The sequence below is a fragment of the Candidatus Berkiella cookevillensis genome, assembly GCF_001431315.2.
Classification (GTDB): domain Bacteria; phylum Pseudomonadota; class Gammaproteobacteria; order Berkiellales; family Berkiellaceae; genus Berkiella_A; species Berkiella_A cookevillensis.
On record NZ_LKHV02000001.1, the window covers coordinates 2251228 to 2266437 of the forward strand.

General features: G+C 37.6%; 12 protein-coding genes. 7 read left to right on the forward strand and 5 right to left on the reverse strand.

What is annotated here, in order from left to right:
• Positions 1-247: 247 nt before the first annotated feature.
• The 3 genes from CC99x_RS09345 to CC99x_RS09355 all read right to left on the reverse strand — a co-directional run bounded on the left by CC99x_RS09345 (position 248) and on the right by CC99x_RS09355 (position 4935).
• The gene (locus CC99x_RS09345) at positions 248-742 is read right to left on the reverse strand and encodes a hypothetical protein (RefSeq protein ID WP_057625025.1); all 495 of its coding nucleotides are present in this window, start codon (positions 740-742) and stop codon (positions 248-250) included.
• The gene (locus CC99x_RS09350) at positions 742-1068 is read right to left on the reverse strand and encodes a type II toxin-antitoxin system Phd/YefM family antitoxin (RefSeq protein WP_158003224.1); all 327 of its coding nucleotides are present in this window, start codon (positions 1066-1068) and stop codon (positions 742-744) included. The genes CC99x_RS09345 and CC99x_RS09350 overlap by 1 nt, the downstream gene beginning before the upstream one ends.
• 513 nt (positions 1069-1581) lie before the next feature.
• Complete coding sequence (locus tag CC99x_RS09355; protein WP_057625023.1) at positions 1582-4935, reverse strand: DEAD/DEAH box helicase; 3354 nt, start codon at positions 4933-4935, stop codon at positions 1582-1584.
• Between the two features lie 295 nt (positions 4936-5230).
• Between CC99x_RS09355 and galE the strand changes: the two genes are divergently transcribed.
• Positions 5231-6211, forward strand: a complete 981-nt coding sequence (gene galE / locus CC99x_RS09360; protein WP_057625022.1) for a UDP-glucose 4-epimerase GalE — start codon at positions 5231-5233, stop codon at positions 6209-6211.
• Positions 6212-6229: 18 nt separating this feature from the next.
• Positions 6230-7120 (forward strand): metal-dependent hydrolase, encoded by an 891-nt coding sequence (locus tag CC99x_RS09365; RefSeq protein ID WP_057625021.1) that lies wholly within the window; start codon positions 6230-6232, stop codon positions 7118-7120.
• Here the strand turns inward: CC99x_RS09365 and CC99x_RS09370 are convergent.
• Complete coding sequence (locus CC99x_RS09370; RefSeq protein ID WP_057625020.1) at positions 7107-8030, reverse strand: alpha/beta hydrolase; 924 nt, start codon at positions 8028-8030, stop codon at positions 7107-7109. The genes CC99x_RS09365 and CC99x_RS09370 overlap by 14 nt on opposite strands.
• A 51-nt stretch (positions 8031-8081) precedes the next feature.
• On the reverse strand, positions 8082-9194 hold the full coding sequence (gene ald / locus CC99x_RS09375; protein ID WP_057625019.1) for an alanine dehydrogenase: 1113 nt from the start codon (positions 9192-9194) through the stop codon (positions 8082-8084).
• A gap of 254 nt (positions 9195-9448) precedes the next feature.
• Here ald and CC99x_RS09380 point away from each other — a divergent pair, with 254 nt between their 5' ends.
• From CC99x_RS09380 to CC99x_RS09400, 5 genes are all read left to right on the forward strand, one after another.
• Complete coding sequence (locus CC99x_RS09380; RefSeq protein WP_057625018.1) at positions 9449-10015, forward strand: tetratricopeptide repeat protein; 567 nt, start codon at positions 9449-9451, stop codon at positions 10013-10015.
• Complete coding sequence (locus CC99x_RS09385) at positions 9993-11114, forward strand: GNAT family N-acetyltransferase (protein ID WP_057625017.1); 1122 nt, start codon at positions 9993-9995, stop codon at positions 11112-11114. The genes CC99x_RS09380 and CC99x_RS09385 overlap by 23 nt, the downstream gene beginning before the upstream one ends.
• A gap of 17 nt (positions 11115-11131) precedes the next feature.
• Positions 11132-13030, forward strand: coding sequence for an asparagine synthetase B family protein (locus CC99x_RS09390; RefSeq protein WP_057625016.1), 1899 nt, complete (start codon positions 11132-11134; stop codon positions 13028-13030).
• A gap of 160 nt (positions 13031-13190) precedes the next feature.
• Positions 13191-14060: a hypothetical protein gene (locus CC99x_RS09395; protein WP_057625015.1), complete on the forward strand. Its 870-nt coding sequence runs from the start codon at positions 13191-13193 to the stop codon at positions 14058-14060.
• Between the two features lie 333 nt (positions 14061-14393).
• The gene (locus tag CC99x_RS09400; RefSeq protein WP_057625014.1) at positions 14394-15083 is read left to right on the forward strand and encodes a hypothetical protein; all 690 of its coding nucleotides are present in this window, start codon (positions 14394-14396) and stop codon (positions 15081-15083) included.
• Positions 15084-15210: the final 127 nt, after the last annotated feature.

The window sequence follows — 15210 nt, forward strand, 5'->3', positions numbered from 1 at the left end:
AAGATTAAGCCTTTTTTGAAGGTAACACTATTCAATCTTTTATCATTATCTGCAAATCCATAAAACCATGGTTTTCTTTTTTTTGCTATAGTAAAAAAAAGTAGTAATGGATATATATAATAAATAAAATTAGTTGTATTCATGTTAAAAAATTCATAAAATCAAAGTTATGTCATTATAAGATAAACTGCAAATAAAAAATTAACCGCTATGAGTATAGCCATTGGAAACGCACGAAAGATCTGAACTAATTTATTAGCTTAATAGGGAAAATAAATTCATTTGCTTTAGAGGGAATTTTCTTAAAGCCATATCGTATATAAAACTTTTCGGCCTTTTGATTTTTTGCATGCGCCACCACGAACACAGCACCTAAATCCTGAGATATTTGCTTTGCCTGTAGTAATGCTGCAGCTAGTAGCTCTCCACCACTTAGCAATGTTTGGTTTAAATCTTTTGCTAATCTGCCGATAAGAATAGCCGGAATATGTGGATATTTCCTTTCTTTAATATCAAAAAGCTCAGCAGCTACGCCTCGTAATAAAAAAAATGAATTTAAAGTAAAATAACCATATATTTTCTTCAATGGTAATTCATCACCTACCACCACATACACCGCTGCATAACCGTCTTCTAATTCCTTTCTTGCTTGTAGTGCCAAATAACTATTAAGTGCTTCCTCACCACAGTCAAAATTATCTCTATCATGCTTTTTTTTATCTAGCTTTTCTAAGGTCAGCACTATAAATTGCTTATTTTATCTTTCGCAGAACTAAACGCTTTTTTAGTTTCTCGATTTAGCTTACCAGGATTTTTTTCTAAAGCACTTAAAAACTCAAAATCTTCATCCGTGATATTAATTGCATAATTTGCAATTATTTTTGATAGTGATTTTTTTTGCTTAGATGCATCTAGCAGTTCTTTAAGAAGATATATCATTTCTATCGGAACAATACCAATATAAGGTTTATTATTCTTCGTCAAAATATAGTTTTCTCTACCATATTTTACATTATTACTGATTTCACTTAGTTCTTTTCGAACATTTTCAAAGCTGACAGATTTCATTTTCATACCCCACATACATAAAGAGTACCTACTACTATATGAATTATAGTACAATCTCAATAACATTACAAACTTTAAAGTTTTTAATTATTTTAAAAGTTTATCGGTCTAGATGCATATACTCATAACAGTCGATTTTTACCCTCAAGGGGCACAATGTAGGTGAGGCGGCAAGGGAGCGAATCCCCAGGAGTGCACAAATAGTGCAGACTTAAGGTGAGGAAGTGCTGCCAACAAAACCTAAAATTCGAATGTGAAGAGTATATACACCTTACAGTAGTAATGAGGATACCTTTGGTATACAGCTTTTTGCTCTTAAGGTTACGAATTTGTTGTGTATGCATATATTTAAACGGCTCTGACAAGCCACAATGCTTAGAAAGTTTAAATCTGATAAAAATCGCATCTGCTATTTTGCCAAGATTAATTAAAGATTGAGGCGGGATTATTCAGATACTTTTCTAAGCCACTCATCATGTGTACGCATTCGCTGCGCAAAGCCAGAGTCGTTATTTAAAATGGCTCAAACAATGCTTGAAAATCTTCTTCCGTAAAGCCGACCTTCGCAGCACCTTTATTAGAAGATAATACCCCTTGCATCAACGCATGTTTTTGGCTCTGCATATTCAGAATTTTTTCTTCAACGGTTGATTTCGCTATTAATTTATACACAAAGACTGTTTTATCCTGACCGATACGATGTGCTCGATCGGTTGCTTGATTTTCAACCGCAGGATTCCACCAAGGATCGTAATGAATAACCGTATCAGCAGCAGTTAAATTTAATCCAGTACCACCCGCTTTTAAACTGATTAAAAATAAAGGAACTTCACCGGATTGAAACTGCTGTACCGGCGTAGCTCGGTCTCGGGTTTGGCCAGTTAGTTTGACATAAGCTATTTTCTCTTTCAGTAAGGCCTGCTCAATCAGCGCTAGCATTTCAGTGAATTGAGAAAACAACAAAATTCGTCGCCCCTCTTGCAACAATTCTGAGATCATGTTCATCAACAACGACAGTTTTGCTGATTTATTTTGCTTTTTGCTACTTGCTAAGGCACCCTTAATCAATCGCGGATCGCAACATGCTTGACGCAGTTTTAACAAAGCTTCTAAAATAAAAATATGACTGCGTGCCAGTCCCAATTTAGCAATCTCTTTTTGCACTTTAGACCGCATCGTGACACGAATGGTCTCATATAGATCACGCTGCCATCCTTCTAATTCCACATGCTGTAAAATTTCAATCTTCTCCGGCAAATCAAGCGCTACTTCTTCTTTGTTTCGGCGCAATATGAAAGGAGCAATACGATTCTTAAGATGTGCACGTCGCACCTCATCTCCATGCTTTTCTATAGGGGTTCTAAAGATACTTTTGAAATGTTTTTCTTCCCCTAACACCCCTGGCAGCATAAAATGAAATAAAGACCAGAGTTCCCCCAAATGATTTTCCATGGGTGTACCCGTTAAGCAAATTCTATATTTTGCATTAATTTGTAATGCAATTTGCGCAGTTAAATTTTTTGCATTTTTAATAAATTGCGCTTCATCCAATATCAAAAAATAAAAGGATTGCTCTAATAATGTTGTTTTATCATAGCTTAACAGGGTATAAGTGGTTAATATCACATCGTATTGATTCAAATCAGAAAAATGTTTTATACGATCAGGACCATGTGACACCAGAACTTTTAAATTCGGTGCAAAGCGTTGCGCTTCCATCTGCCAATTAAACATCAAGCTTGTTGGCGCAATCACCAAGCTTGGCCCTTTTAATCTGCCACTTTCTTTTTCTACCACAAGATGAGCTAAGGCCTGAATGGTTTTTCCTAATCCCATATCATCTGCTAATATCCCACCTAACTCATACTCTCTTAAAAACTGTAGCCAATTTAAACCCTCTTGCTGATAGGGTCTTAACTCACCTTTAAATGTTTTGGGAAGAGGGACAGATTTAATACCTTTAAAGTGTGTTAATTTATCAGCAAGCTGTTTTAGTCGTTCCCCACCTATCCATCGTAATTGTGCCGCACCCCATGCTTTTTCCAATTCCACAAGCCTAGCAGCATGCAATCTTGATAGGCGCAATTGAGCAGCATCATTTAAACTTTCACGATCATATAGCTCAACTAAAACATTTAATATTTGACGCACGCGGTCTGTTGGTAACTGTAAATAACGACCATTCGGTAGCTTAACGACGACCTGTTCTGCTTCTTGGACATTCATATGCCCATTTATCTGCCACTTCTGAAGCAGATCTTTTATTATAGGTAGCAAATTTATTTTCTCACCATTAATAATAATCCCTAGCTCTAATCCAAACCAATCGTGGTTAGACTCTTCTTCAATCAGCGAATACCAGTCTTCAATCTCATTTTCTTCTAACTGATAAGGATAATTTTCTGCAATTTCAATATGCCATCCTTTGGCGCGTAGCTCGGGTATGGTATTGATACTAAAATAGGCAGGATTTTTGCACTCATAACCAATCAGAAAGTTATACTTGTGCTCTGAATTGTAATAAGACGCATCATCGACAAGAACCAAATCCTCCGAATTTAATTGTTCAAGGGCTTTTTTTTCCGCATTTTTATCTCGGCGCCATCTTATAATATTGTCATTTTCAAGGTGATGAAAAACATCTCGCTTATCACCTAGCTTGATTTTTGTGCCTTGATAGTCAAAACTGATTTCAGCCATAGGATGCTCTAGCGCAACAGACTCCCAGCCTGTTTTGTAATTACCAGGCAAGCTAACATTCCCTTGAAATAACCGCATACAGGGTACTGGCTTTATTTTTTGAGTGCGTGTGCTTTTAAATATTTTTGGCTTTGCAATTCCTGCTGTTACGGGTTCATTATCAAAAAAATCTGAAACTTCCTTGATATATTCTGGTGAAATTTTAGGCGCTTCTAATAATAACGATGCAACTCTTTTATTAACATTTAGCGCTAAGCAGCCTATTTCATTCTTTTTCTTATCTAAATACCAAAGATTATCAATTGAGAAAAAATGACAGGCTCGTTCTTCTATCTTGGGCTGTAAGCTTTGCAGACCTTCATTATCAATCTGCCATTGAAAATGACCTTGTATTTCCCCTCCCATTTTCAATGCATTACCTTTCACTGAATCCCAATAGCAACGCTCAGTAGCCAGGATTTCTGGTAATAGCTGTTCTGCATATTCTCCTTTTAATACATAATCACACCCCATTATGCTATGCCTTTCTTTAGCCAGCCTTTGACCAATCTCTAATTTGACAATCAATTCTTTGTCTACTAAAAGCAAATGTCTTCGTTGACTATTCGCTGTATTACTAAAATATTTTGTCGCCCCTAATCCCCCTGCTTTTAACTGCCTGATAAGTATCAATTCTACTTTCAAGCTAGCAGGAGGATATTGGCTTGGTTTCAAAAGATAAAATAGGGAATAGCTTTTATCAATTTGGCTTTCAATAGATTGTTTGGTCTCTTTTGCACAAGCATTTCGAATCTGCTCTAGCCAAGTTGTCAATTTTGGATCTTTTGGCATTTGTACATTAGGTAAGAGTGCACGAGTCATGCTACGTGTTTGTGCTTGATTTTTGATGCACATCAACAACGTAGCCACAGCGTGTTTACAATTATATTGTACTGGACAAGAACAAGTGCTGAATAAATGAAGCTTATACGATTTCTTTGTTACATCAATTCTGGTTTTATAGAGTTCTTTACCTTGAACAGTTGAATGAACACGCGTTATGTCATCATCACTCACTATTTCTAAATCACTGACTCGTTGCTGAAGAAAATATTTTTTTCCCTTTTCGTAGACAACACTAGAGAAGTAACTTCTAATATCTGAAAGAAAGAGTTGGTTTGATGACATTTTTAACCAGTAAAAGTTCTAAAATCCGTTTAAGCATATTTTATGTAAATTGCGCTTATATGCCAAATTGAGACGCATGCGTTACTCAACAATTATCTGAATTATCTAGACATCTACTCATATATGATTGCTTGGGATAATAAATTCGTCTTAACAAAAATAATGAAATATATCCTAGCGACCCTTTTTAGTTGGTCAAATTTCTACATTATATTGTTTATTTTCCGTTAACGCACGCTTATACTCGTGCTCATCAATATTTAAGAATTATACTTGACCCAATAGGAGCAAAATCATGGCTTGCAATGTTCTCGTCACAGGAGGCGCTGGTTACATTGGATGTCATGTTGTCAAAGATTTGCTTAAAAATAATGCCTACAATGTGATTGTGTTTGATAATTTAAGCTCAGGTTATGCAGATCTAGTCCAGCAAGCAAAATTGGTAGTCGGTGATCTTCAAAACAGCGATTTGCTATGCAATGTATTAATACAAGAAAAAATTACCGCAGTGATGCATTTAGCTGCTAAAACATCCGTGCCAGAATCAATAGCCGATCCTGAAATCTATTATGACAATAACACCATGGGTACTCTGAGCTTACTTTCTGCCTGTAAAAAGGCTCAAATCCCTCATTTTATCTTTTCTTCCACTGCCGCAGTCTATGGCTTACCCACAGAAAGCTATGTACAAGAAAGCTCACCCACCGCCCCCATTAATCCTTATGGCCACTCAAAACTCATGGGTGAACAGATGATTAAAGATTTTGCTAATGCCTATGCTATGAAATTTGTTATTTTGCGCTATTTTAATGTTGCTGGTGCCGATCCTGAAGGAAAATTAGGCCAGCGCTCTAAAAAAGCTGAGCATCTCATTAAAGTCGCGCTCGAAGCAGCCTGTGGCAAACGCACAGCCTTGCCCATTTTTGGCACTGACTATCCAACCCCAGATGGAACCTGTGTGCGCGATTTCATTCATGTCAGTGATATTGCCCATGCGCATATTGAAGCTTTAAATTATTTACAAAACAAAGGTCAATCTACAATCCTCAATTGCGGTTATGGTCAAGGTTATAGTGTAAAAGACGTTGTCAAAACTGTAGAAAAAATTGCTGGTGTTCATTTAAAGACAGAAAATGCGCCACGCCGAGAAGGCGACAGCCCTTCTGTCATTGCCACTAATGAAAAAATAAAAAAGATACTGAAGTGGCAACCCCAATTCAATGATCTAGAATTTATCGTTAAAACTGCTTACAATTGGGAAAAAAAAGCAAGTTAACACTTGCTTTATCACCTTATGCAAAAGTATTCACCAAATATAGAGCCTCGCGTCTTAGGCTTTTCTTATCAAAATACCCCTAGCATCGAAGGATATTATGAATCAGATATTCATGCTTATCATTTTCATGCTGTCGCGCTTTTTCTGCCAAGCTTAGAAAAAATGCTGGTACTCAGCTTGAGAAAAGCACTAACGCTTGTCGAAAATACACAATTACGTCAAGAAATTACGAGTTTAGTTGCACAAGAATCAATTCATGGTGCTGAGTTTAATCGTTACAATCATGCTTCGTTGCATAATACACAAAAAACGATTGTAGCAGATGCTTATGGTATGAAATGCTTTCGTTTTATCGCAAGCATGATACATCACCTCTCCCCCACTTTTCATTTTGCACTGTCTGCCGCTGGAGAACATTTTACCGCCATTTCTGCTGAACTTTTTCTCAAAGAAACAAGATGGTTTGCAAACGTCCCCCCAGAATACAGTGCGCTCTGGCGATGGCATTGTATTGAAGAGTTAGAACATAAAGCAGTTGCTTTTGATGTTTATCAATCTCTGAATGGGCGCTATACAACACGAATAAGCGCTATGCTTTTGATGACTATTGCTTTTAATTGGTTATATCTGGTCGCTATTTTTAAAATAGCCAAACACAATAAAAAATTATTCGATTTTTCTTTTTATAAAAGAATGCTGCATTTTTATTGGGGAAGATATGGTCTTATGCGTTCATTGCTAAAACCCTATTGGCAATATTTTAAGCCTCGCTTTCATCCTGCAACCCATATCGACAGTACAATCATTACAAAATGGAAAGATTTTCTCAACACAGCCACAAAAGAAGAAAGTTTACAGGGGCTACAAGCGACGACTCCCCCACAAGTAAAGAATCTCAGCAATTCTTAATATAATCTGCAGCATACTCTATCGCATAACGTGCAAGTGGCACTCTGGGTGCATACCATAAAAAACCATGAATCATGCCTGGTAAGCATAAGCCATGTACACTCACTTTAGCATCTCTTAATCGTTCAATATATTGAGCAGCCTCATCTCGCATAGGATCGTATTGAGCCAAAATAAGCAGTGTCTTGGGTAATTTAGCGAAGTTATCTGCTAACAGTGGTGAAACGCGTATATCTTCATAATCATCTACTGTTCGCACATACTGACTTAAAAACCAATCACTGAGCCGCTTATCCATGAGAAAGCCTTCAGCATACAAACGCTTGGAGTGATATTCATTGAGGTTTGAATAATCCAACATGGGATAAAAGAGAATTTGTTTGCTAATAAAATTAACCTGCTCACTGGCCAAATACTGACAAAGTGCTGCCGCTATATTCGCACCGGAGCTTTCACCCCAAATCGTTGCATTTTGAATATCCAAATTCAACTGCGGATGATGATTATAAATATATTCAATACTTGCAATACAATCTAAGAAAGGCTCTGGGAATTTTTGCTCTGGTGAAAGCCTTGGCTCAATGGATATCACATTGACATCAAGCGAGTTTGCTAAAGTATGACAAAAATACCCTGCATCCTCTATGCTACCCAACACATACGCACTTGCTCTTAAGTAGAAAATCACAGGTTTGCATTTTCCTGTGGACTTGCTCATACTCGGTCGATAGATACGCAAGGAAACCTTTGGTTTTATTGCATGTTCTTCATAAACATGCGCACTTAATTGTTCAATTGGGTGCTGATAATAATAGTGGCGGACTTGTTCCAGTGATTTTGTGGGTAAATCTGCATGACCGTGGCGATAGGCGCGTTGAATCGCTCGTAGAATAACGGGATTAACAGCCATATCACCACCTTTATTGATAAGATAAACAACAGAAAATAGCCTATGAGAAGACTACAAGATTTGCTCAGCAGCATGGTACTCATAACCTAAAGCCTGAGCAACTGCTTGATAGGTTACTTTTCCTTTGTGCACATTCAAACCATTTTTTAAATGAATATTATCTAATAAAGCTTGTTTTGCACCTTTATTGGCAATATCAATGACAAAAGGCAATGTTGCATTATTCAAAGCAAAAGTCGAAGTACGAGGTGCGCCACCAGGCATATTAGCAACACAATAATGCACTATACCCTCTACTTGATAGGTTGGCTCTTTATGAGTCGTTGGAATGCTGGTTTCAAAGCATCCGCCTTGATCAATAGAAACATCAACAAGCACCGCACCGCGTTTCATTTCTTTTAAGAGTGTGCGTGTTATCAATTTAGGTGCTGAACCACCAGGGACAAGCACTGCCCCAATAACCAAATCCGCTTTTTTGACATAGCTTTCAATCGCAGCATCGGTTGCAAATATAGTATTTAAAGAAGCCCCATATTGATTGTCTAAACGGCGCAGCTGCGCGATTGATTTATCGATAACGGTTACATGAGCCTCCATACCAATGGCAATTCTCAATGCATTAGAACCAACCACACCGCCACCTAAGACAACGACATCTGCAGGAGGTACGCCTGGCACACCGCCCAGCAATACGCCACGGCCACCTTGTGCAATTTCCAAAGTATGTGCGCCAGCTTGCACCGCCATCCGCCCTGCGACTTCACTCATCGGTGCTAATAAAGGTAATCCGCCTGTTGCATCTGTAACAGTTTCATAACTAATAGCCGTACATCCAGAGGCGAGTAACAACTTGGCTTGTTCAGGATCGGGCGCTAAATGCAAAAAGGTAAACAATATTTGGTTTTCTTTGAGCATTTTGCATTCTTTAGGCTGGGGTTCTTTCACTTTAACAATCATATCTGCGCGCGCAAATATTTCTTCTGCGGTGTCTACAACAATAGCACCTGCTTGACGATAGGCATCATCTGTTAAATCAATGGCTGCGCCTGCCCCAGCCTCTATCATAACACTGTGCCCACGAGCCACTAATTCTCTAACGCTACCCGGTGTTAAGCCAACGCGATATTCATAACTTTTAATTTCCTTTGGAACACCAATTTTCATTTTTCAGCTACCTTACTATATGACTTTCCTTGATGGATTATTAAAACATGTTATGGATTTGAAGAGAATGTTTGTAGAAATAACAAATCTGAATATTTAGTTTTTCAACCAAACATGGGTGTCCTAAATATTATCTTGGGTGTCCCAATAATTTAGTTGATTTAAGAACAATATTAAGTGCATTGTATAAAGTAGTTACAAAGGATCAGTCTTCGTTGATGAATATGCATATAGTCAGGATAATTACTATAATAATGCTTTTGCATACAAGTTATTTATCTGCAGGAGCCGACGAACCCCATAACTATTATTTCCCTGCGCCAGACAAATTACTTGAAAATGTTGAAAAATATCACCTACAACCAGGGATTGATAAAGTTAAAAAAGGTGAATTTGAATATGCATGGAACGAGTTTGCCTTCATATTGCATTATTTCCCTAACCATCCTCAAACACTACAATTAATCGGCGATTTAAGCTTGCAAATGGAAGACAATGCACGTGCATTGAAGTATTTTGAACGAGCGTTAAAGCTCTACCCCAATGAAGCTTCTACTTATGCACTCTATGGTGTTTTCTTACATAAAGCTGGCCAACCTGAAAAAGCCATTGAGCAATACATGCATGCACTCAAAATCGACAATCAACCTGCTGAATACCATTATAATTTAGGTCTTGCTTACTACGCGGTACATCAATTTGATAAGGCATATGATGCTGCTCAAAATGCCTATCGTCGCGGTTATCCATTACCAGGACTCAAAGACAAACTTATTAGCAAAGGTGTTTGGAAGTCAGATGCAAGCACTCAAACAGGATAAATCACTCTGCAATAAGTTAAAACTACAGTGGATCACCGATGCAACGACATTTTATCAACTTAAACTGGATTGGAACAAACTGGCATCTTATTATCCCACTCAATTTTATTTTAGACATGAGTGGTTTGACAGTGCCTGGCAATGGGCGCAAACGCTTGGACAATTAAAAATTCTAACAGTCTATGATCACGATCAGCTGATTGCCATAGTACCGCTTCTCCTTAAAAATATTATTTACAAAGGTATTCCTTTCAAACAACTCGAATTTCTCACCGTTCCTGATACACAAATGTGCGATATCATCATTTCTCCACCTTATTATGCAACTGGCACATTTATCTTAGAGTATATTCTCAAAGACAAATCCTGGGATAAATTAAAATTACACTATTTAAAACCCAATAGTCTGTTATCTCTCTTTTCTCAAATGCTCTCACAGTCTTTTACCTTGGAAGTTACAACACAACACCCTATTGTGCGTATCAATGAGAACTGGGACAGCTTTTACGCAACTAAAGGTAGACGACTCAAAAAAGGCAATAATCTTTGCCGCAATCATTTAGAAAAGGAAGGCACGGTAGTACTTGAAAATCTAATATATCTCCCCAAAAATGAATTATTACAGGTGATTCAACGAATTTCCCAACATAGCTGGAAGCAAAGCACACATACCACCTTTGATCAAAAAGCCCCCTACGCCTTTATCAAAAGGCTCACTGAACTTGCTTTAGAAAAGCATTGGCTGAATGTTTGGGGATTGCGCGTCAATCATGAAATAATCGCGCTTGAATATCACATTGAATATAGTCATCAAATTTACGCACTTCGTGCAGATTATTTAACATCAAAAGCCAGTCTATCACCAGGCACTTACTTGAACTGGAAAATATTAGAGACCCTTTTCGAACAGAAAAAATCTATTTACTACATGGGACCAGGTAAAAATACTTACAAAAATCGTTGGCAAAATTATTTAGAAGACGTTTGGACTTTTAGCAGCTTTAATAAAACAATCTGTGGCACCCTTTTAAAAACCATTGAACAAAGCCTGATCCCAAGGCTTCGCATCATTAAAGACAAAGCCCAGATACTGACGTAACAAGAATAAGACAGAAAATGAATAAATTATTTGGCTGGATGGGTAATCGTCAAACAGAAAATCAAATAGAAGTGCAGATCAAAAATCATTCACATCATGCACCTTTCCGCACAATGCTGCTGCAAAATAGTGCGATTGGTTACGATCAAGACAACATCGCTATTTTAAAAAATGATCAGGCACTGATTGCATGCATCGGAAGCGCTTATCTAAAAAATAATATTTACTATCCTAATGATGCAGAAAAAAATCTTGAAGCCATACTTGAGCAATATTTACATCTGGGGCCTCAAATTACCCATCAGCTTGAAGGGCAATATCTATTGCTGATACTGCGACCACAAATACAAGAAGTTTTTATTGTGCAAGACAAATTAGGCACTCATCCAATATTTTACAGCAAAAATCACCAAGGCTTATTTTTTGGAAATCACCTTAGACCTTTTAGCAAAATTTTACAGTTGAAAGATAATATATCCACAGATGCTTTATATCATTACTTGTATTATCACAATATTCCAAGACCTTTATGTATTTATCAAAAATTCTCCAGCATTTTACCAGGACACTATTTAATCTTTCAAAATGAGCATTTACAAATACTCCCCTATTGGCACCCGACTTATGTAGAACATGCCACAATAAGCACTGCTCAAAAACAATCTGAGCTGCACGCTCACTTAAGAGAATCTGTGCAAAAAAGTATAACGCATCAAAATGCCGGCGTCTTTCTCAGTGGCGGTATCGATAGTACCAGTGTATTGGCAATGATGAGCGAGCAAACACAAGCACCTGTTGATGCCTTTACCATTGGTTTTGATGTGGATAATTATGATGAAGTATTTTATGCAAAAACAGCAGCAAAGGCTTATAAAGCCAATCACCATATCTACTATTTGCAAGCTGAAGATATTATTCATTGTTTTGATAATTTGCAGGATTCGCTTTCGCAGCCCTTTGGTAATGCTTCGATTATTCCAACTTATTATTGCGCTAAAATGGCACAAGAACAGAATATTTCTTTGTTATTAGCCGGGGATGGTGGAGATGAACTCTTTGGTGGCAATGCACGCTATGCCAAACAACGATTACTCTCTTATTATCATTTGATACCTAAATTCTTTAGGAAAAATCTGATAGAGATACTTGATCAAAAACTATCTCCCTTAAAGAAAATATCGCTTATTAGCAAAATATCAAGCTACATTGAGCAGGCAAATACATCTATGCCGGCGCGTATGGAATCCTATAATCTCTTAAATCACATTGGTAATCAGACTTTATTACATCCAGATATGATGGCGCAGATAAACATGCATGCACCCCTGCAATTACTCAGTCATTATTATGCTCAGGTTGATGCCAAAACAATGCTGGGAAAAATGTTGGGGACGGATTTGAAATTTACTTTAACAGACAGCGATCTTGTCAAAGTCCGCAACGCTTGCCAGCTTGCGAACATAAACGTAAATTTTCCATTTTTACAAGCACCCCTCATCGATTTTTCTTTGCAGTTATCCGATAAAGACAAAGTAAGTGGCAGGCATTTAAGATATTTTTATAAAAAGGCCATACAGGCTTATATTCCTTCTTCTATTATACAAAAACAAAAACACGGCTTTGGTATGCCCTATGGATTGTGGCTGCTTAGCAATCAAAAACTCAAAGACTTTAGTTTCGAGCGGCTCCACGCATTTAAACATCGTTCTATTATTAAAGCTTCTTTCATAGAGAGTCTTACTCAGAATCTTATTCATCAACATCCCAGCTATTATGGTGTATTGTGCTGGATCTTCTTAATGTTAGAAGGATGGTTAGACAAACATGAACACCCTCAAAATGAATATGAACTCGTTTTTAAGCATCATAGTGCTTCCCCCATTACACCCACTACATTAGAGAAGCATCCAAATTAACTCTAAAATAGCCCTATTCAGGGTTATCTTCACCATATGCGCCACTCATACAACAGATAAAACCACTTATCATTTTTTGCTGAAATATGTTTGAACTTTGCAAGCTGGCTAGATAATATGCTGGGAGTTTTCAACCACAATCAATATGAGGCAATTAATTATGAAACGCGGAATATCTGCATTAGACAATAACGACCAAGATCTAGGTTCTGTTGATACACCAGAACAAATCGCAGATCGCCCCAAAGTACGCGCAAGAAGCAAAAGTCTTAGGAATACAGTAGTAGCTGGTGGTCTTACAACTGCAGGCTGGGCAGGTGGTGCATTAGCACTATCAAGCGCACCTCTCACTGCACCTTTAGTACTCGGAACGGTTGGTATCGCTGGTGTACAAGTAGGTGGCATCATGTTGGCTGGCTATGCTGGTTATAAAACAATAGAAGGCGTTGGCCGCCTTGGCTATAAAGCAGCGTCAGGTGTTACAAGCATGTTTGGCAACTACTTCAACAGAAATACAAATGCACAAGAAGTAGCGCAAGAAGTAGCAGAGGTACTTGCAGACAATAGTATGGACGTTCAAGCAGAACAAACTGTTGAACAACAAGAAGTAGCGCAAGAAGTACTTGCAGACAATGGTGTGGAAACTCAAGTCGAAGAAGTACTCGTAGAACAACCTACTAAACGCCGCAAACTTGTAGAAGAAGCAGAAACAGAAGAAACGACTTATCAAGGTAATCTTGTGAGTGTGAATTTACAAATTGCAGCATTAAGATCAGAGCTAAAGAACTGCAAAACGCTTTTTAATGCATTTGATAAAGAAGCAGAAAAATTCCAAGATGCTCAATTTGAAAACGGTACCCTAGCAGCGGAACAACCTGGTAGAAACAAATTACAGTTTTTACGTTGGGAATTGAAGAAATTAGGTGAATTAAGTGAAACTGGTTCTAAGCTTCAACCAAGACTCAAAAAAGAGATTACTAACCAAGTAACGGACAAAATTTCTAAAGCATCGAACAAGCCCAAAATCTAAACGGCTGCTTTAGATCGCTCTCATAAACGCCATCACTATCCTACCCCCTAAGGTAGTGATGGCTCCTATCTTAAAGCCCACAATCTTTTATCTCTTTTTCCAAGTCAGTAAAGACTAAAAATCTTAAGCAAAGAATAGATCTTAGATAACTCATTTTATGTTCAGTATAACGCTTACTCAGGATATCCAAGAAATTCAGCTTGAGAACTTGGCTATTATACTAGTAATCTCGGTCTTTATTACAAGCAAGCCATTTCTATTCGTTTGTCTGACTATTTTTAATATGTCTTACTGGATATCCCCTTTAGCAAACAAACATTGACAAGGAATGTCATGAGTAAATCAACTGAAGGTGTAGTTATACCAAGCAATCAAAACCGTAGTTTTCACATACTACCAGAGCACATCGAGCAGGAATTGAGCGCAGCTCATATCCCATTGGCTTCGCTTCTAAAAATTGCTCGCTCGCAATTTGTACAGGATGTGAAAAAAGCGATTGGTGTTATAGCCAATCAAAGCCTGCCACTCAGTGTTGTTCCTGCCTTAGAAGCGGTATTGTTAGAAAGCGATCATTATCTTGAGCACGGTAATGAATCTTCTTTTGTTCATACTTGTGAACGCGCTATCCACGTCTGTGGTCAAGGATGGAATTATCTCAGTTATTGGGTTTCGACAGAACAAAGCACTTGCTACTCAATTTTTTGGGGACTCAAGGCTGCCATCGAAAAACATAACAAATACATGGTAATGTACCAAGGATCTAAAAATGATGGACAGCCTAAAAACGATCCTTTTTTACCTAAGAAAGAAAACAATAATATTGCTCAACTGCTAGAATGGAGAAAAAAGCTTTTAGCTAAGGCTTCACACCAGCAAGCGCCAAGTAAGTTGATGGATATTTTAAAAGCGAAAGCCAAGAAATTTCAAGAAAACTTACACAATAATCTTTCGTCCAATAGCGCTCATGGATTAGATCGCTATTTATATGTGCGACAGAAGGTTAGATCAGAAAAACAAAAGTAGAAGTTGTATGTATGCAGATGTTGATTTATGGCTCTTTATATAAAACAATAATAACCATAAAACAAAAATAAAACTTATCAATACTTCTCTTTTTCCTGCGTCTCTTATACATCATTGCAGAAGATTA